The 18300-nt window shown below is 44.6% G+C and carries 15 protein-coding genes; 10 read left to right on the top strand and 5 right to left on the bottom strand.

The genetic code is table 11. The features are described 5' to 3' along the window. Positions 1-6: 6 nt before the first annotated feature. The 4 genes from CSH93_RS01340 (at position 7) to fldA (ending at position 3293) form a co-directional block, all read left to right on the top strand. Positions 7-1638 (top strand): electron transfer flavoprotein-ubiquinone oxidoreductase, encoded by a 1632-nt coding sequence (locus CSH93_RS01340; RefSeq protein WP_420807232.1) that lies wholly within the window; start codon positions 7-9, stop codon positions 1636-1638. Positions 1639-1654: 16 nt separating this feature from the next. After that, positions 1655-2440 carry an alpha/beta fold hydrolase gene (locus tag CSH93_RS01335; protein ID WP_100641185.1) on the top strand — a complete coding sequence of 262 codons (786 nt, stop codon included), beginning with the start codon at positions 1655-1657 and terminating at the stop codon, positions 2438-2440. Positions 2441-2517: 77 nt separating this feature from the next. Beyond that, positions 2518-2742 carry a DUF2788 domain-containing protein gene (locus CSH93_RS01330; protein ID WP_100641183.1) on the top strand — a complete coding sequence of 75 codons (225 nt, stop codon included), beginning with the start codon at positions 2518-2520 and terminating at the stop codon, positions 2740-2742. A 26-nt stretch (positions 2743-2768) separates the two neighbouring features. Further along, positions 2769-3293, top strand: a complete 525-nt coding sequence (gene fldA / locus CSH93_RS01325; RefSeq protein WP_100641181.1) for a flavodoxin FldA — start codon at positions 2769-2771, stop codon at positions 3291-3293. A 39-nt stretch (positions 3294-3332) separates the two neighbouring features. On the opposite strand, the gene CSH93_RS01320 is transcribed toward fldA, so the two are convergent. Continuing rightward, the gene (locus tag CSH93_RS01320; protein WP_100641165.1) at positions 3333-5333 is read right to left on the bottom strand and encodes a HAMP domain-containing methyl-accepting chemotaxis protein; all 2001 of its coding nucleotides are present in this window, start codon (positions 5331-5333) and stop codon (positions 3333-3335) included. 225 nt (positions 5334-5558) lie between these two features. Between CSH93_RS01320 and fur the strand changes: the two genes are divergently transcribed. Beyond that, the gene (gene fur, locus CSH93_RS01315; RefSeq protein ID WP_100641163.1) at positions 5559-5987 is read left to right on the top strand and encodes a ferric iron uptake transcriptional regulator; all 429 of its coding nucleotides are present in this window, start codon (positions 5559-5561) and stop codon (positions 5985-5987) included. A gap of 2 nt (positions 5988-5989) precedes the next feature. Here the strand turns inward: fur and CSH93_RS01310 are convergent, their stop codons facing one another. Genes CSH93_RS01310 through CSH93_RS01295 form a run of 4 tightly spaced genes read right to left on the bottom strand, consistent with a single transcriptional unit; the run spans position 5990 to position 9238 of the window. Then, entirely contained in the window at positions 5990-6856 is an 867-nt protein-coding gene (locus CSH93_RS01310; RefSeq protein WP_100641161.1) for an aminotransferase class IV, read from the bottom strand. Between the two features lie 18 nt (positions 6857-6874). After that, positions 6875-7825, bottom strand: coding sequence for a 5-oxoprolinase subunit C family protein (locus CSH93_RS01305; protein WP_164078267.1), 951 nt, complete (start codon positions 7823-7825; stop codon positions 6875-6877). Between the two features lie 4 nt (positions 7826-7829). Continuing rightward, complete coding sequence (locus tag CSH93_RS01300; RefSeq protein WP_100641157.1) at positions 7830-8504, bottom strand: 5-oxoprolinase subunit B family protein; 675 nt, start codon at positions 8502-8504, stop codon at positions 7830-7832. A gap of 8 nt (positions 8505-8512) precedes the next feature. Continuing rightward, positions 8513-9238, bottom strand: a complete 726-nt coding sequence (locus CSH93_RS01295) for a 5-oxoprolinase subunit PxpA (RefSeq protein WP_100641155.1) — start codon at positions 9236-9238, stop codon at positions 8513-8515. Between the two features lie 84 nt (positions 9239-9322). Between CSH93_RS01295 and CSH93_RS01290 the strand changes: the two genes are divergently transcribed. The 5 genes from CSH93_RS01290 (at position 9323) to CSH93_RS01270 (ending at position 18271) form a co-directional block, all read left to right on the top strand. Continuing rightward, positions 9323-10168 (top strand): CvfB family protein, encoded by an 846-nt coding sequence (locus CSH93_RS01290; protein WP_100641153.1) that lies wholly within the window; start codon positions 9323-9325, stop codon positions 10166-10168. Between the two features lie 4 nt (positions 10169-10172). Next, positions 10173-10577 (top strand): OsmC family protein, encoded by a 405-nt coding sequence (locus CSH93_RS01285; RefSeq protein ID WP_100641151.1) that lies wholly within the window; start codon positions 10173-10175, stop codon positions 10575-10577. Positions 10578-10765: 188 nt separating this feature from the next. Continuing rightward, positions 10766-11878, top strand: a complete 1113-nt coding sequence (locus tag CSH93_RS01280) for an efflux RND transporter periplasmic adaptor subunit (RefSeq protein WP_100641149.1) — start codon at positions 10766-10768, stop codon at positions 11876-11878. A gap of 26 nt (positions 11879-11904) precedes the next feature. Beyond that, positions 11905-15207 (top strand): efflux RND transporter permease subunit, encoded by a 3303-nt coding sequence (locus CSH93_RS01275; RefSeq protein ID WP_100641147.1) that lies wholly within the window; start codon positions 11905-11907, stop codon positions 15205-15207. After that, the gene (locus CSH93_RS01270; RefSeq protein WP_100641145.1) at positions 15200-18271 is read left to right on the top strand and encodes an efflux RND transporter permease subunit; all 3072 of its coding nucleotides are present in this window, start codon (positions 15200-15202) and stop codon (positions 18269-18271) included. Before CSH93_RS01275 ends, CSH93_RS01270 begins: the two co-directional genes overlap by 8 nt. The last annotated feature ends 29 nt before the right edge of the window (positions 18272-18300 follow it).

Raw genomic sequence — 18300 nt, 5'->3', positions numbered from 1 at the left:
GAATCGATGGAATTTGACGTAGTAGTAGTCGGTGCAGGCCCTGCGGGCTTATCTACAGCATGCCGAATAATGCAGCTCGCGCAAGAAGCTAATCAAGAATTAATGGTTTGCGTGGTTGAAAAAGGTAGCGAAGTTGGCGCTCATATACTCTCTGGTGCAGTATTCGAACCTCGCGCATTAAATGAATTGTTCCCCGATTGGAAAGAACGCGGTGCTCCACTAAATACAGAAGTCACAGAAGACCACATTTACTTGTTAAAAGGCGAAGAAAAGGCCACTCGCCTGCCCAATATGATCACGCCTAAGACCATGCACAATACAGGCAACTATATTGTCAGTATGGGTAATGTTTGTCGTTGGTTGGCTGAACAAGCTGAACAATTGGGTGTAGAAGTGTTCCCTGGTTTTGCCGCTTCAGACGTATTATATAACGACGACGGCAGTGTTGGTGGCGTTATCACTGGCGATATGGGAGTTGGTGAAAATGGCGAACAAAAAGACGGCTTTATGCCCGGTATGGAGCTTCGCGCGAAATACACAGTGTTTGCTGAAGGTTGTCGTGGCCATTTAGGAAAAGAGCTGATTAAAAAGTTCGAACTGGATAAAGATTCATCGCCACAGCATTATGCTATTGGCTTCAAAGAAATTTGGGATGTTCCAGCCGAGAATCACCAAGAAGGTCTAGTGGTGCATACTGCTGGATGGCCGTTAGAAGATGCAACCGGCGGTAGTTATCTCTACCACGCTGAGAATAACCAAATTTTGGTAGGACTCATCGTAGATTTAAATTACAGCAACCCGCACCTTAGCCCATTTGATGAATTTCAGCGCATGAAACATCACCCCGTTATTGCGCAGTATTTAAAAGGTGGAAAACGCGTTTCTTATGGGGCTCGCGCAATCGCAAAAGGAGGATTCAACTCTTTACCTAAGATGACATTCCCTGGCGGTCTATTAGTCGGTTGTGAAGCTGGGACGCTGAATTTCGCTAAAATTAAAGGCAATCACACCGCGATGAAATCCGGTATGTTGGCAGCTGAAACTATCGTAGAAGCATTAGCAAGTGATCAGGCGAATACTGAATTGTCGAGTTACACGGACAAATTCAAAGCTAGCTGGCTGTATGACGAATTATATCGTTCACGCAACTTTGGCCCTGCAATCCATAATTATGGGACATTCTGGGGTGGCGCGTTTAATACCTTGGACCAGAATATTTTTGGCGGCAAAATCTTCATCAATTTGACAGACGATAGTCAAGATTATGCTCAGATGAAGCCCGCTGCTGAATCGCCAACCATTAGTTATCCAAAACCTGATGGCGTATTAAGCTTCGATAAATTGTCGTCGGTATTTTTATCCAATACCAACCATGAAGAAGACCAGCCGTGTCACCTTAAACTGCTCGCCCCATCAATTCCGTTAGATGTTAATCTAGCCAAATTTGATGAACCAGCTCAGCGCTATTGTCCAGCAGGCGTATACGAGATTGTTGAAGACGAAGAGGGTAAGACCAAGTTCCAAATCAACGCGCAAAACTGCGTACACTGTAAAACCTGTGATATTAAAGACCCATCTCAAAATATACGCTGGGTTGTGCCTGAAGGTGCCGGTGGACCTAACTACCCTAATATGTAATGAGTAGTGCGAAGGTATGTCAGTGTTAAATTACGAAGTACGGCACTCAACCGACGCGTCGCGTAACCAATGGGCCGTGTTAATCCACGGTCTATTCGGAAATTTAGACAATCTGGCAAGCATTGCACGTAGTCTCGAAGATACAACTCATTGTGTGTTGCTCGACCTGCCCAACCATGGTTTGTCACCCACAGCCGAAAACCTCGATTACGATGCTATCACGCAGTTAGTCAATAACACGCTAGATGAAATCGGCATTGCCAATGCTCACTTTATCGGTCACTCACTGGGTGGCAAAGTGGCTATGCACTTCGCCTTACATCACCCTGAACGTTGCAATAGTTTAATCGTTGCGGATATTGCGCCAGTGGCCTACCCACACCGCCACAACAGCGTATTTGAAGGATTAAAAAACGTCGACTTAAGCGTGGTAACGTCGCGTCAAGACGCGTTAAAGCAACTGAGTGAACACGTTAAAGAGCTACCTACTCAGCAATTTCTGCTAAAAGGCTTATACCGCCATGAGGACAGTTGGCAATGGCGTTTTAACGTAGATGAAATTATCGCAAGTTACCCCATCCTTATTGATTGGCCGCCCATATCGGAACAATACAACAACCCCGTATTGTTTATCATCGGTGGAAATTCTGATTACGTGACCCCTGATCATCAAGCCCTTATCCGCGCATTATTCCCCAATGTAAAAGCCAAAATCATTCAAGGTACTGGCCATTGGTTACATGCTGAAAAACCCACGATATTCAACCGTATCGTCAATGACTTCATACAATCAGTGGAATAATTAACACAGATGAGATTTCCCCATCTTTGCCCTTCATGGTATATTCACGCGCAATTTTCCTAAGTACGTAAATTTGAGTGATGGCAGAGAATTACGAGCTCATCGAAAGCATTGTGCTGAACATTTCTTTAGTTGTTTTGTTTGGCCTTATGGGCTACGCAGTGCACGATGTTTTAAGTAAGAACGATGTGCCTAAAGTGGGGCGATACGTCGCATACGGCGTATTGTTTTTAGGTGCCGCTGGCTTTATCGCCAAGGGTATCATTCAAATTTTCTTTAATAGTACCGGTGTAGGCGGTTAAAACGTTTTAAAACTGAGGTGATGTAAATGGCAAGTGTTGGCCTTTTTTTTGGCAGCGACACCGGCAACACAGAACATGTTGCCAAATTGATTCAAAAAGAGCTTGGTAAGCATCTGATAGATGTTAAAGATATCGCGAAGAGTACCAAAGAAGAAATTGCTGAGTACGACCTACTGATATTTGGGATCCCAACGTGGTACTACGGTGAACCCCAGTGCGATTGGGATGACTTTTTCCCTGAATTAGAAGAAATCAATTTTGAAGATAAGCTCGTGGCCATATTTGGTTGTGGCGATCAGGAAGATTATGCTGAATATTTTCTTGATGCCATGGGTATGATCCGCGACATAGTAGAGCCTAGAGGTGCAATTCTTGTTGGTCAATGGCCTACTGACGGCTATGATTTCGAGGCATCAAAAGGTATGGCAGATGACAACCACTTTGTCGGTTTAGGTATTGATGAAGATCGTCAACCAGAGTTAACCGACTCACGAGTTAAACAGTGGTGTAAACAACTACACGATGAACTGTGTTTAGCCGAACTTGCATAAACAATATGAATACAAAAAAGCCCGCAGATGCGGGCTTTTTTAAACTTTAAACTGTTCCACCGCCTGCTTCAGGCTATTCATTTGCGCTTCAATTTCGCCTGTCACTTCTGACGATTGCTGCGTGCTAGCGGCCGTTTGCTCAGCGAGTGCTACAATTTCAGCCAAACTACCGTCGGCCTGCTCTAACAGAATATCCTGCTCTTTGGTGTCTTTGACAATTTGGTCGTTAATTCTTGCTACAGCCGTCACTAAGCGCGTTATTTCACTGACTTGTTCATTCACCAATTGGGTCACTTGAACACTTTCATTCGCCTTATTCTTACCTTCTGATATTGCACTAACCGCTTGACTAGCGTCCGTTTGCAATGACGCGATCATCTTTTCTATTTCTTCGGTAGAATCATGCGTACGATTTGCAAGTGTCCGCACTTCATCGGCAACGACCGCAAACCCTCTGCCTTGCTCTCCTGCTCTAGCCGCCTCAATAGCAGCATTCAGCGCAAGCAAATTGGTTTGTTCCGCAATCGTTTTAATCACATCGAGAATGCTGCCAATGTTACGACTATTTTCATCCAAGCGAGCAATAATTTGCTCAGAGTGCTCGGCTTGTTTAGCTTGAGACGTAACTTGCTGACGACTTTCCTCCAGCAAGTTAACCACTTTTTCACTTTGCTCACTGGCTGCTTGAAGTTGCATTAACGAATCTTCTACTTGACGTAAATTCGTCTGACTCATATGCCTAACTTCTGCGGTATTCTGGCTGGTTACCTGTATCTTTTGACGCTGTTGGTCGACTTGTCGGAGACTTTGTCGCGACATCTCGCCACTGCGTCGCGTGACATCATCTAATGCAATTTCTTGCTCGAGGATATTCCCTACCAGTGCTCTTAAACTACCCGACAATTCATTGACTTTAGTCGCCAACTTATCAAATTCGCTGCCACCGGAGTCATCCAGTTTAGTCGTTAAATCACCATCAATGAGTTTGTTTAAGCCAATGTTTATATTTTTGAGAGGAACTGAAATACTGCGCGTCGCCAACACTGCTAGCACCACTACCGCACCTAAGCCAACCAAAGAAATAAGCACACTTTTTGCGATATTAAACGTCACGTTGTCTAATATATCATTTTGCCCTGACAGAGTTTCAGCGCTGATGGTCGAAAACAATGACTCAATACTTTCTAACCCTTGCTCTAATGAGACAGTCGCATTAGTAAAAGCAACCTGCGCTTCATCAATGGCGGCCAATTTAGCGCGCTGATTAGCAAATAATCCTGCATCCCCTTCTAATGATGCTTTTAAATTTTCAAATTGCTCATTAAACAATTCAACTAAACCATCATTTTCAATAGTTTCAGCTAGTCGGTTGATATAATCACTGTCAACTTGGATGTTGCTAACGGAATATTCCAAATCTTCAATAATACGCTGACTAACCTCAGCATCATTTGAATTCACCAACTCTCTTATGGCACCTAGCATGGTCGCTAACTTATTGTCGATACCTGTCCCCGCGCCTATCAATGTAGGTAAGCCTGGATCATTGCCGCTTAAATAAGATAAATCCATCATTAGCGCGCTAGCTTCATCGGTAAATGCCAATACTTCATCACCTTGGGCAATGATAGCGTTCCGGAGTTGTAGATGCTTTTCCCGCGCCGTATACATATCTTCACTGTGTGCGAGAAACTGAGAATTAGCTTGCAGTGCAGCGGCTTGATTCGACGACAAAAGCGCAGTCAGTTCTGTAAACACGGATTCAAACTGCTGCTTACTTTTGACAAAGTTTTCACGATTTTTAGCCAACGCATCTAATGAACGTTCGTGAAAGCCATTAGTGGTGATATTAGCCAGTTTTAGCGTACTGGCTTGTATTTCAATCACTTTGGCTTGCACCGGCATTTTTTCTTTCACTACCGATTCAGCTGAACGACTGATGTCGAGCAAGCCTAAGTAGCTCAGAAAACTTGTCAGCACAAGCAATATGCCCAAGGCCAAAAAACCTAGGACTATTTTACGAATAACCGTCAACTTCATTTTTAGTATTCTATTTATTGTTCAGGCAACTTACCCGCGTAAGCTTACACAATTGCCACCGTGATGCAATTGTCATCCTACCAGTTAGAACCATTCTTTTAGTGTAGTTCATTCCCTTCGCTCTTCACTAAAAATTGCATAGCTATCAATATTATCGCCAAATACTTTTAAATCTTGATAACTCCCCTATAATGACGCACAACACAAAAGCGCAATAAGAGACCGATGGATCAAAATAAAGAACTTAAAAAAGCCGGCCTAAAAGTAACGCTTCCGCGCTTAAAAATACTCGAAATCCTTCAAGAGCCTGAGAATCAACACATCAGCGCTGAGGATGTGTATAAAATTCTTATCGAACAAGGTGAAGAAATCGGATTGGCGACCGTATACCGCGTTCTAAACCAATTTGATGATGCGGGTATTTTGAATCGACATCACTTTGAAGGCGGTAAGTCAGTATTCGAAATTAGTCACAAGAAACATCATGACCACCTAGTGTGTTTGCGCTGCGGTAAAGTCGTTGAGTTTGAAGATGACATTATTGAAAAACGACAGGAAGAAGTCGCTAAACAAAATAATATGTCTCTAACTCACCATAGTTTGTATCTCTATGGTGAATGTAACGATCCTAATTGCGACGCTAACGAAGAATAGATCTACAAGTGAAACTTATGGGAGTGGTAGCTACGTAACGCTTCCTCCCATTTTGGACCAGGATGTCCATTACCAACGCGCTCGCCATCTACCTCAATTACCGGTGCTATTTCTTTGCTCGAACTGGTTAACCAAATTTCACTCGCTTGACTGAGTTCAGACTTATGCAGTGGTCGTTCGATAACGACGATCCCTTCTTCTTTTAGACTCTCTATCACTAAGTAGCGCGTGATCCCAGGCAATAGTTGATGATCAAGCGGTGGCGTAACAATTTCACCGTCAACTACTGCAAACACATTACAGACACTGGCTTCAGTGATATACCCTTCATCATTATAGAGGATAGTTTCATTCACTCCGTCGATCTGACTTTGTTGAAAGTGCAATACATTGCCTAATAACGACGTCGATTTAATGTGACAGCGTCGCCAACGCAAATCTTCATTGAGCACCACTTTCAAACCTTCAACTTGATCGGTGTCTGCGGGTTTTGACGGCGGGATCTCAAAAGCAAACGCAAAGACGGTAGGCGAAACATTTTCTGGGTATGCATGAAAGCGCTTAGTATCGGTGCCGCGACTGACATGAAGATATATGCCAATGTTGCGACTTGGGAAACTCTCAGTGTTCCGATCAACTAATTCTCTCGCTATAACCAGCCATTGCGCATCATCTTCTGGTACATCTATGCTGATTTCGTGTAACCCCTTATTCATGCGAGCCGCATGTTGACCACCACCCACCAATTTCCCCGCGTAACTGGGTATTACTTCATAGATACCATCACCAAATAAAAAACCACGATCTAGAGGAGAAATTCTCGCCTCTTCTAAAGGTAGAAAATTGCCGTTTAAATACGCAATGGTCATGGTCGTTCTCTTATTCGTTTAATTAAAAATGTCGTGAAACCGCTGGTGAATTCTGGTTATTTCAAACGCAGCTACAGCGGCTTCACTCTCGGTGAATGTTAAGGTATCACCTGTTCCGCGTTGTGCAAAGTAAGGTATATCGCATAATTGAATATTCGCAATTTTCGGATATCCTCCCATGGTTTGATGGTCCGCCATCATAACGATGGGTTGGCCATCAGCAGGTATTTGGATTGTACCGACCGTTAAAGGCTCAGATGGCATCGACTGTTTTTGGGCTCTAATTGGAGAACCCGATAACCTATACCCCATCCGACTGCGCTTATCCGTCAGTTGAAACTCTTCTGTCAACAGCTTCAACCACCCCAATTTGCCAAATTCGTCTATTTGATTTCCTGGCAAAACGCCCAAAGCTCTGGGCCTGTACATCCGGTTAACTAACTCACTAAGCTTGTGTTGATTGTGAGCAGACAATTGAACGGCTTGCGATTTTGCAGATTGAAAAGTGCGGATCTCATCACCGCGTTTTAACACACTTCCTTTGCCATCTAATCCCCCCACTTGCTCACGTACCACCGTACATACGCTGCCGAAAGCAACTTCGCTAACAAGCTGATGAGAAAAAGATACATATGCGACGTTCCCTGCTTTACCTGTACAAATGCTGACTTCATCGCCAGCATGCAGCTGGAGCACTTGCCATGCCGGTGTATCTATACCGTTAATCTGGATATGTACATCAGGTCCGGCAACACTGCATTGCATCGCTTTAGAAACGGAAAAGCTAAAACTGCCGTGGATAATCTCTATCTGGGCGTTCGAATTACCGCCCTGCATCAACCAGCCGTTGACTGCATATGCAAAGTGATCGAGAGGACCGCAGGGAGTTGCCCCAAGATACTGCTGACGTAGACGACCGCGGTCAACAATCAAGGCTTGTAATGGAACATTTTTAACCAATATCGTCATCGCGCTAGTCATCTATTAACGAATTACACGTGTATTGGACAGTGTCTCCAACCCGTAGGGATAAACTACGATAAGCAGCTAAATCAACAACACTTCCTAAAAGGTTCCACCCGCCAGGTGAGACCATTGGATATACTGCGGAGTACTGATCGGCGATTGCTACACTGCCCTCGGGTACTGCGGTACGTGGCGTGGCTTTTCGCGCTATGGTCAACGCTTCTGGTAATTCACCTAAATATGCAAAACCAGGAGTGAAACCGATAGCGAATACTTTAAGAGAAACAGATGTGTGCAGCTCGACGATCTCTCGCGCCGATAACCTAAGCGTTGTAGACAGTTCAGCTAAATCAAACCTTTCTGACATGGAATAATTGACCGCAATTGTATGATGAGATGCACGCTGGCTGGTTGAGTGGCTTGCTTCAATAGACGTTACCCACGACAACACATCAAAATAACCTTTCTGCGTGACGTCATAAGCAATCATCAACGTATCAAATGATGGCACAATGTCAGTAACCCATACTGGGGCGTTGTCACGAATAGCGTGATAAAAACTAATCACTCTTTGGTTTCGCAAAAGCAAAGAATCGCCATCAAAATTGAAGATTATGCTTTGTTCTCCACAATGAGCATATTCTGAAATAAACCATGTTTGTTTGAACTTAGGAACATTCATACAGGGTGTTATAGCATTGGGCGAATCGCACTCGCCAACCCGATACAGTCTGGATTGTCGCCGTGAATACAAAGGCTCGTCGCTTGGATCTCAATTGATTGCTGGTGTTGAGTAAGCACGCGCTGCTCTTCTATCAATAGTTTAGCTTGGGCAATTGCTTCGTTCTGGGTTAACACAGCTCCGGGTTGAGAACGTGGTACTAACCTTCCATCAGGTTGATATCGACGATCAATGAACGCTTCGAAAATAAGTCCAAGTGAGTGTTTATCGGCTTCTTCTTTAAAGCGCACCTGCTGCTCGAGGTTTGTCGCCTGTATCATTAACTCAAGCGATTTAAACTCACTGACTGCTTGTATAGTCGCTAAACGCACAGTGTCATCGGTAACAATGTCGTTATACAGAGCACCATGTGGCTTGACGTAAGAAAGCTCGCTACCACACAAACGACACATCGCTTGCAATGCTGATACTTGGTATTGAATAGTCGCGACCAAATCCATATGCCCCATTTTCATGCTGCGCCGGCCAAAGCCAACGAGATCCGGATAAGAAGGATGTGCTCCAATTTCTAAGCCATTTGCAATCGCTGATTGAAGGGTGGTTTTGATCGTTAACGGATCACCTGCATGAAATCCACACGCGATGTTTGCTTGATCGATATGCTGCATAATGTGAGCGTCCACCGGCATTTTAAAGCTGCCATAGTCTTCTCCAAGATCACAATTTAACTGCATTTCTGTCAATATCTCCGATTCCTGTTCTGCTTTTCAGCAACAATGCGTACAATAATACGATGACTCTACAAGTAAATGTAAATAATGATTGAGATTGGTAGCAACAATCAACTACGTGTTGCGGAAGAAATGCCTTTTGCATACCGCTTAACGCATGAAAGCGATGAACGCCAAGTACTATTGCCCACGGTGACCGTCAAACAAAAACTGCATGAAGGAGACATCGTCAATGTTTTCGTGAATGTTGACGAAGACGGCAATCTAACAGCCAGTATGCAGCAACCTAAAGTGACGGTTGGCCAAGTTGCACTTCTGAATGCAAAAGGAGTGACCGATTTTGGCGCATTTTTTGACTGGGGATTAGAGCGAGACCTGCTCGTGCTTAAACGTGACCAAGAGCGCCCCATTGCGGAAGGCATGGACTATTTAGTACACGTGTATTTAGACGAAAATACACAGCGTGTTTTAGGCAGCACGAGATTACATTATTTCTATCCGGAAAAAGTCAGTGAGGAACGTCCTTTAACAGTCAAGCAACCAATAAAGGCAACCGTTTATGCCAAAACAGAACTCGGTTATAAAGTGATGATTGACGGCTGTTACCTCGGCCTCCTGTTTCTTTCAGACGCGTTGAAATCGTTACGGACCGGTGAATCAGTACAAGCCTTTGTTAAACAAATTCGCAGCGATGGGAAAATAGATGTAACCATGCTCAATGACGGTGTCGGCGCACGTTTGTCATTAGAGCAACAGATTATTGAAGAACTTGAAAGTTTCGGCGGTCTACTTACGGTGACAGATAAAAGTTCACCAGAAGAAATCTATTCCCATTTTAAAGTGAGCAAAGGGGCTTATAAAAAGGCTATTGGTAAGCTTTACAAACAAAAACGCATCGTAATTTCAAAAGACAGTATTAAATTAGTGGAGTAAATCAATGCAAGCGACTGTGACCTGGCAAGGTGGCCTATCCTTTAAAGGACAAACTGATAGCGGATACGAAGTGATCATGGATGGCGATAAACAGGCGATTTCACCTATGGAATCGGTTCTTATTGCTGCGGGCGCATGCTCTTCAGTAGATGTAGTTGAAATCCTTCGTAAAGCCCGTCAGGACATTCAATCCTGCTACTGTGAATTGAATGCAGAACGTGCCGAAAACCCACCTAGGGTCTTTGAAAGCATTCATGCACATTATGTTGTTAGTGGCAGTGACATAAAAGAGAAGCAACTTGCGCGCGCTGTGCAATTATCAGCCGAAAAATATTGCAGTGTCATGTTGATGCTTGACGGTTCAGTTAACATTACGACTAGCTATGAAGTTAAAGATAAAGAAGCGTAAATAGTATTATCAACCAGTTAATGGTGGTTATAGGCACTTTTTAGCAAATATAGCCACCACTTCAGATCTCCCCCTACATACGACCACAAAATATAATTATAACACACTGTTTTTAAAGCACTTTATTTTAACTCGCATAACTGGCACAAGTGATGCTCTACAGAATAAAAAACTAAAGGACTCTCTGTATGAACGCGTTTAAGCCTAACAAATCGTTGAAAACTCCATTAAAAACTACTGCTTTAGTATGTGCTTTCGCACTCATGACTGCGCCACTGACCGGATGCGGTGATGCTGATGCCAGCGCACAGAGTATTGAGTCTGAAAAGCAAGAAGTGGTCGTTTCAATACCAGTAGAAGCACAATTTGTTTCTTCAGGTGATATCAGCTCACATTACGCAACCACCGCTGTACTAGAAGCGAAAGAAGAAGCGTTCGTTGTTGCTCGCGCGTCGGGTATTATTGATGGTATCTATGTAGAAGAAGGTGACTACGTAGAAAAAGGTCAGGTATTGGCGACCCTCGATGCCCAGCGTTATGAATTGAATCTGCAAAAAGCGCAAGCTGAATTACAAGGAATTGAGAAAGAGCTAGCCAAAATCAATAAGGTGTATTCGCAAAAATTGGTAAGTGATGACGTGTACGATAAATTATCTGCCCAACACGCCTCAGCCAAAGCCTCACTTGCAATAGCAGAACTGGATTTAAAAGAAGCCACAATTGTGGCACCTATCAGCGGCTACATCGCAGAACGAAATGCCAAAGTGGGTAACCTTACAGAAAGCTTCCAGCGTGAGCGGATGTTCCATATCGTTCAGCAACGAGAGCTTCAAGGTGTCGTCCACCTGCCAGAGAAAGAACTTAAAAATATCAAAGCGAAACAACAAGCCACGTTATCGATTGCGGCCATTGGTAACCAACAAGTCAATGCGTATGTGGAACGCGTCAGTCCAGTGATCAATGCGAATACCGGTACCTTCAAAGTTACCTTGCGTGTGCCGAATCCCGACAATGTTCTTCTCGCCGGTATGTTTGCGGAAGTAGAGCTCGAATACGACACTCATCGCGATGCTACATTGCTGCCACGTAGAGCGTTATTGTCAATTGATAATGCTGACAGTGTATTTGTTATCAATGACAAAGGTGTTGCTGAAAAAGTGACCGTTACAACGGGGTTCCAGAATTCAGAATACGTAGAAATTTTAGATGGTTTAAATGGCTCTGAACAAGTTGTGACCGCAGGACACCACAACTTAAAAGACCAGTCTCCTGTTGAAGTCATCGAGGCCAACGTAGGTTAAACAACCTCAACACCTAAGGATCAGTTATGAAAATAGTCGATTTAGCGGTTAAACGTCCGGTCGCGATCAGCATGTTCACCTTTGCAGTATTGTTATTCGGCATGGTGTCTTTGTCTCGCCTCTCTGTGAGCCTGTTACCAGAATTATCATATCCAACACTGACGGTTAGAACCGATTATGACGGTGCAGCGCCTGTAGAAGTTGAGCAGTTGGTATCTAAACCCATCGAAGAAAGTATCGGTGTTGTAAAGGGGATCCGCAAAATCACCAGTACTTCGCGCCCTGAGCAATCAGATGTAGTAATTGAATTTAACTGGGGCACTGATATGGATTTCGCAAGTCTGGAAGTCCGCGAAAAGCTTGACGTGCTGCGCTTGCCATTGGATATCGACAAGCCGCGCCTGTTGCGTTTCAACCCCAGTTTAGACCCGATTATAAAGCTTGGCTTAGGCTTTAAAGAAACCGCTCAGCAAGCGTCAACCAACCAGCTAAAAGGGTTGCGTATCTATGCCGAAGAGCAAATTAAACGCCGTCTTGAATCCATCGAAGGTGTTGCTTCCGTGCGTGTTGGCGGAGGTCTAGAAGATGAAGTCCACATTCAGGTTGATCAGACCCGTGCCAGCCAATTAGATATTTCTCTCAGTACTGTTGTAGAAAGGCTACGTCGCGAAAATGTTAACACTGCCGGTGGCCGCATCAACGACGGTGCACAGGCTTTCCTCGTGCGCACCGTGAATCAGTTCGAGTCGATTGACGAAATAGCAGATCTGTTTATTGCAACACGAGATGGGCGCAATATACGTTTGGGCGATATCGCCACCGTCAGACAAGCCTATAAAGAGCAAGACTCGGCTACGCGATTCAATGGCCTGCAAGGCAGCGAAATAGCCATATACAAAGAAGGCGATGCGAACAGCGTCGCTGTGGCAGAACGGGTTGAGAGTGCTTTGGCATCGATTGAGAAACAACTACCCAGTTCATATTCCATTGCCAAAGTTTATGACCAAAGTGAATTTATCTCGCAAGCCATTAATGACGTTAAATCAGCGGGGCTGATCGGCGGTATACTCGCCATGCTGATCATTTATTTGTTCCTGCGTTCATTTTGGCCAACCTTGATCATATCTATTTCAATTCCTGTATCGATCATTGCTACTTTCAACCTCATGTACGGAAACGATATTTCGCTCAATATAATGAGCCTGGGTGGAATAGCATTGGCAATCGGGCTTTTAGTCGATAACAGTATTGTGGTTCTGGAAAATATTGACCGTAAAAAACGTAATGGTGCCAATAATGTTGAAGCCGCCACGGATGGAACTAAGCAAGTTGCTAGTGCTATTACTGCATCGACGCTCACCACAATGGCCGTATTTTTTCCGTTAGTCTTTGTTGAAGGGATCGCCGGTCAACTGTTCAGTGACCAAGCGCTAACCGTAACCTTCGCCCTACTCGCTTCTTTAGTTGTTGCGTTAACATTGATTCCAATGTTGGCAAGCAGAACGCAAAATAAACCGCTTGAGTTTGAGCAGACATTTGACCAATCTAAGCAGGAAAAAACCGTGCGTACAGGTTGGAGAAAAGTAGTAGGCTATTTGGGCTTACCATTCTCTTTAGTTGGCAAACTTTGCTTTGTTATATTACCTGGCGCCATCATGGCAGCGGTATTGTTACTATGGCGTTTAATCAGTAAAGGCCTATATTGGTGCTTTAAACCTTTTGTCGCTGTATTTAATATTGGCTTTAACGGATTACAAAAAATCTATGCAGTGCTGTTAAAAATGGCGTTGCACGCGAGGATCGCGACGTTCTCCGCTATCGTTATTTTCGCACTAAGCGCCATATTACTCATTCCTCGCTTAGGTATGGAATTGATACCGCGTATGGCACAAAACGAGTTTTTCGTAGAGATTAACCTCCCTGCAGGTACCAAACTAGACTCGACAGACAAAACACTAACGAATATTGCCGAGTATGCCAAAACGCTCGATACCGTTGAACGTACCTATTCATTAGCTGGAACCGGTAGCTTGGTATCAGCCTCACCCAGCCAAGGCGGTGATCACTGGGGTAAAATCAATGTCGTCATGAACGCTGGCTCACAAGAAGGTGACGTAGTGGCAGCAATGGATGCAATTCGCAGTTACGCGAATAAACTACCAGGTCTAACCACCAACTTTGCCTTTCCAGAATTGTTCAGCTTTGCTGCGCCTATTCAAATTGAGTTAAATGGTTACGACTTAGCAACCTTGCAACGTCACGCTAAAGCCCTTATGGAGGCATTTAGCCAAAATGAACGCTTCACTGACATTAATACATCGTTGCGTCCTGGTAATCCGGAACTCGCTATCGATTTTAATCATGCGCGATTGAATCAATTAGGACTAGATGCAGCCAACGTTTCTGAACTTATTGCCTCTAAAGTCGGTGGCGATATAGCCACTCAATACACCATTGAAGACCGCAAGGTTGATGTATTGGTTAGAACGGCTGAGCAGCAACGTGACAACCTCACTGATATCGGCAATATAATTGTTAATCCAGATTCTGAGCAGCCTAGCCCACTGAGCGCTGTAGCAAACTTACACATGGAAACCGGTCCAAGCGAGATCACCCGTATTGGTCAACAACGTGTTGCTGTGATCAGCGCTAACCTGGCGTTTGGAGATGTAAAACAAGGCGTTAATGCGGCACAAACGATTTTAGATGATTACACTTTGCCGGTTGGCCTTACAGCGCGAATTGCAGGCCAAAACGAAGATATGCAAGCCAGTTTTACCAGTTTGCAGCTGGCATTAGCACTCGCCGTATTTTTGGTCTATTTAGTCATGGCGTGTCAATTTGAATCATTGTTCCAACCGCTACTAATCCTTATGGCAGTACCACTCGCTGCGGCTGGCTCAATCTATGGTCTGTGGCTAACCAATACAACCGTCAGTGTGGTGGTATTTATTGGTTTAATTATGCTCGCCGGTATCGTAGTGAACAATGCGATTGTCCTTATCGACCGCATTAATCAGTTACGTGAAGCGGGTACAGAGAAAACACAAGCGATTACGGATGCGGCAATGCAGCGTTTGCGCCCAATTGTAATGACGACGTTAACCACAATCCTCGGCTTACTGCCAATGGCGCTAGGCATGGGTGAAGGTGCGGAAGTACGCACACCAATGGCGATCACCGTCATCTTCGGTTTACTGTTCTCTTCTGTATTAACGTTGCTATTACTGCCTATCATGTACAGCTTGTTTGAGCGCAAGCACTTTGATAAACCAGTAAAGCAAAACCAAGCACAAGCGTCACTGAATGAGGAGCCTATCTATGGATAAGTTCGAATCAGCCGGCGCGGCATTGGCGAGGTTTGCCATGCGCCGCCCTGTAACGGTATGCATGACATTCTTCACTTTACTGGTATTTGGCATTATTGCCGGGCGTCTTTTACCACTGGAAAAATTTCCTGGCATCGACATCCCGCAAATGGTGATACAAATCCCCTACCCGGATTCAACACCGGCCCAGACTGAACGTATGATCACACGCCCGGTTGAAGAGGCCGTAGCGACTATGTCGGGCATAAAACGAATGTTTGCGAACAGTTTTGAAGATCGCGCTGAAATCTTTATGGAATTTGCTTGGGATGAAAACATTAAAGCAAAAAGCATTGAGGCTCGGGAAAAGATTGACGCAATTCGTCATTTGCTGCCTGACGATGTAGAACGCATTTTGGTCTTTAAATTCAACACCAACGATATGCCGATTTTCCAATTGCGTGTATCCAGTGAACGCGATTTGTCAAACGCTTACGATTTGCTTGATCGCAACCTAAAGAGGCCGATCGAACGGGTTCAGGGTGTGTCTAAAGTAGAGCTGTATGGCGTATTAAAGAAACACATTGTTATTCGCATTGATCCAGAACGTGTCGCTTCACTCGATGTGAATCCTACCCAATTGTCTGAAACCTTGCAGAACGCGAACTTTTCAATTAATGCAGGGCATTTTTACGACAATGGACAAAAAATAACGCTCATGCCGCAAGGTGATTTTCGTAACCTTGACGATATTCGCAACTTGATGGTGGACAACGGCGTTCGTCTTAGTGATATAGCGACTGTTGGTTACGAAACCCCAGAACGAAATGAAGGCCGTCACCTCGATCGTACTTATGCGGTTGGCTTCAATATCTACCGTGAATCCGGTAGTAATTTAGTTGAAGTATCCGAACGCGTAATGAAAGTTATTGAGAAAGCGAAAACGGATCCCGCCTTCAATGGTATCAGCCTTTTTGTGATGGACGACGTTGCTACCAGCGTAACAGAATCATTAAGTGATTTGATCGCCGCCGGCTTGTTAGGTGCCGCCCTCTCAATCGCAATATTGTTTGTATTTCTTCGACAAATCACGACCACATTGGTTGTTGTGTTGTCTGTGCCTTTTTCAATTTGCATTACCCTTGGCATGATGTACCTATTTGGCTATTCCTTAAACATCTTGTCATTGATGGGACTCATGTTGGCCGTCGGGATGCTAGTCGATAATGCCGTAGTAGTAACAGAAAGCATATTTCAAGAAAAAGCCAACGAATCTGACACAACCAAAGCGACGGAAAAAGGCGTAGGCAAAGTCAGTTTAGCGGTTATCGCGGGTACGACCACTACGGCCATTGTATTTTTGCCTAATATCGTCGGTGTCAAAATTGATGTAACCGTATTTTTAGAGCATGTCGCAATCGCCATTTGTATTTCATTGTTTGCATCGTTGCTTATCGCACAGACGTTGATCCCACTATTAGCGAGTAAAATTAAACATGTGCCGAAAGCCGTCAGCGAGAACAAACCGGGCAAGGCGTTAGCGTTTTATCGTCGTACGTTATCATGGACGTTAACCAACCCAGGTAAAGCGTCATTAGTGGCCATTTTATTATTGGTCAGTACTGCGATCCCAATGCAGTTTGTGACACAAGATGGTGAAGGCAATAATAACCAAGAAAGGATCTGGTTAAACTACCACATTCAAACGAATTATCGCCTTGAAGAAGTCGAAAAGACGGTGAATAAAATGGAAGAATACCTTTATGCAAATAAAGAAGCCTTCCATATTAAACAGGTTTATACCTACTATAATCCGGGCCATGCAGTTTCTGGCATTACGCTGAATGATGACTTGCCGATTTCTGTCAGCGAATTAAAAAAACAGATCCGCGAAGGAATGCCGCAATTTGTGCGCGCACGTCCCTCCTTCCAATGGGACACGGATAACGGTGGTGGTGTGAGATTAACCCTACTCGGCGAATCCTCAGAGCGTTTACTGACGTTGGCCGAGCAAGTGGTGCCGGTACTGAATGCGATTGAGGGATTGTCTGACGTGCGTGCAGATACTGGCTCAATGCGAGAAGAGCTTCAAGTACGTGTAGATCGTGAACAAGCGTTTAAAGCGGGTTTAAGTACTGGTGAAATTGCCGATATCGTAGGCACTGCATTGCGCGGCTCACCACTGAGAACTTTCCGACATGATCCTTCTGGCGAGATCGATATTCGTTTGATGTACGGTGAAGATCTGCAAAATTCTCTTAGTCTGCTTAAAGGTCTGGTTATCCGCCGTGATGGCACGCGACAAATAACGCTTGATCAAGTCGCTGATATCAGTGTTAAGCAACAACAATCTCAGATCAGTCGCAGTTACAGACAAACCGCATTAACCATTGGGGCTAATCTTGAAGATGGCTTAACGATAGAACAAGCGCGCGACCGCATAACACAAGTGATGGATCACCTCACCTTCCCTACGGGATACCGTTGGACTTTTGATGGTGCCTTTAATCGTCAGGATGAAGCGGCTGCCGTTATGCAAATGAATATGTTGCTAGCGGTATGCATGATATACATCGTGATGGCAGCCTTGTTTGAATCGCTACTCCTTCCAACTGCGGTAATAACGTCGTTGTTGTTCTCATTTACCGGTGTGTTCTGGGCATTCTTTGTCACCGGCACACCGATGTCCGTCATGGGCATGATCGGTATGCTGATCTTAATGGGAATTGTGGTGAACAACGGTATCGTATTGGTAGATAGGATTAACCAGCTGTTAAAGCAAGGCAATGAGCTGTTTGATGCGGTTGTTGAGGGGTGTAGCTCTCGAGTTCGCCCGATTCTCATGACAGTGGCAACAACTGTGCTTGGTCTGGTTCCACTTGCGTTTGGCACTACGCGTATCGGCGGTGACGGCCCTCCATATTCACCTATGGCCATAGCCATTATCGGTGGCCTGATCTTTTCAACATTGACCAGCCTAGTATTGGTACCACTAGCGTATGTACTATTACTTAAAATGCGTTTCCATTACGCACGACTCTGGCGGCAGTGTCGCGAATACATTAGCCGCTGGGTAGCGGCCTAATAAAAAAGCCTGGCAACGCCAGGCTTTTT

This window comes from Neoalteromonas facilis (assembly GCF_002807665.1).
In the GTDB taxonomy this organism is placed as follows: Bacteria; Pseudomonadota; Gammaproteobacteria; order Enterobacterales; family Alteromonadaceae; genus Alteromonas_E; species Alteromonas_E facilis.
Note: the sequence above shows the minus strand (reverse complement) of the source record. Positions and strands in the feature narration are given on the sequence as shown.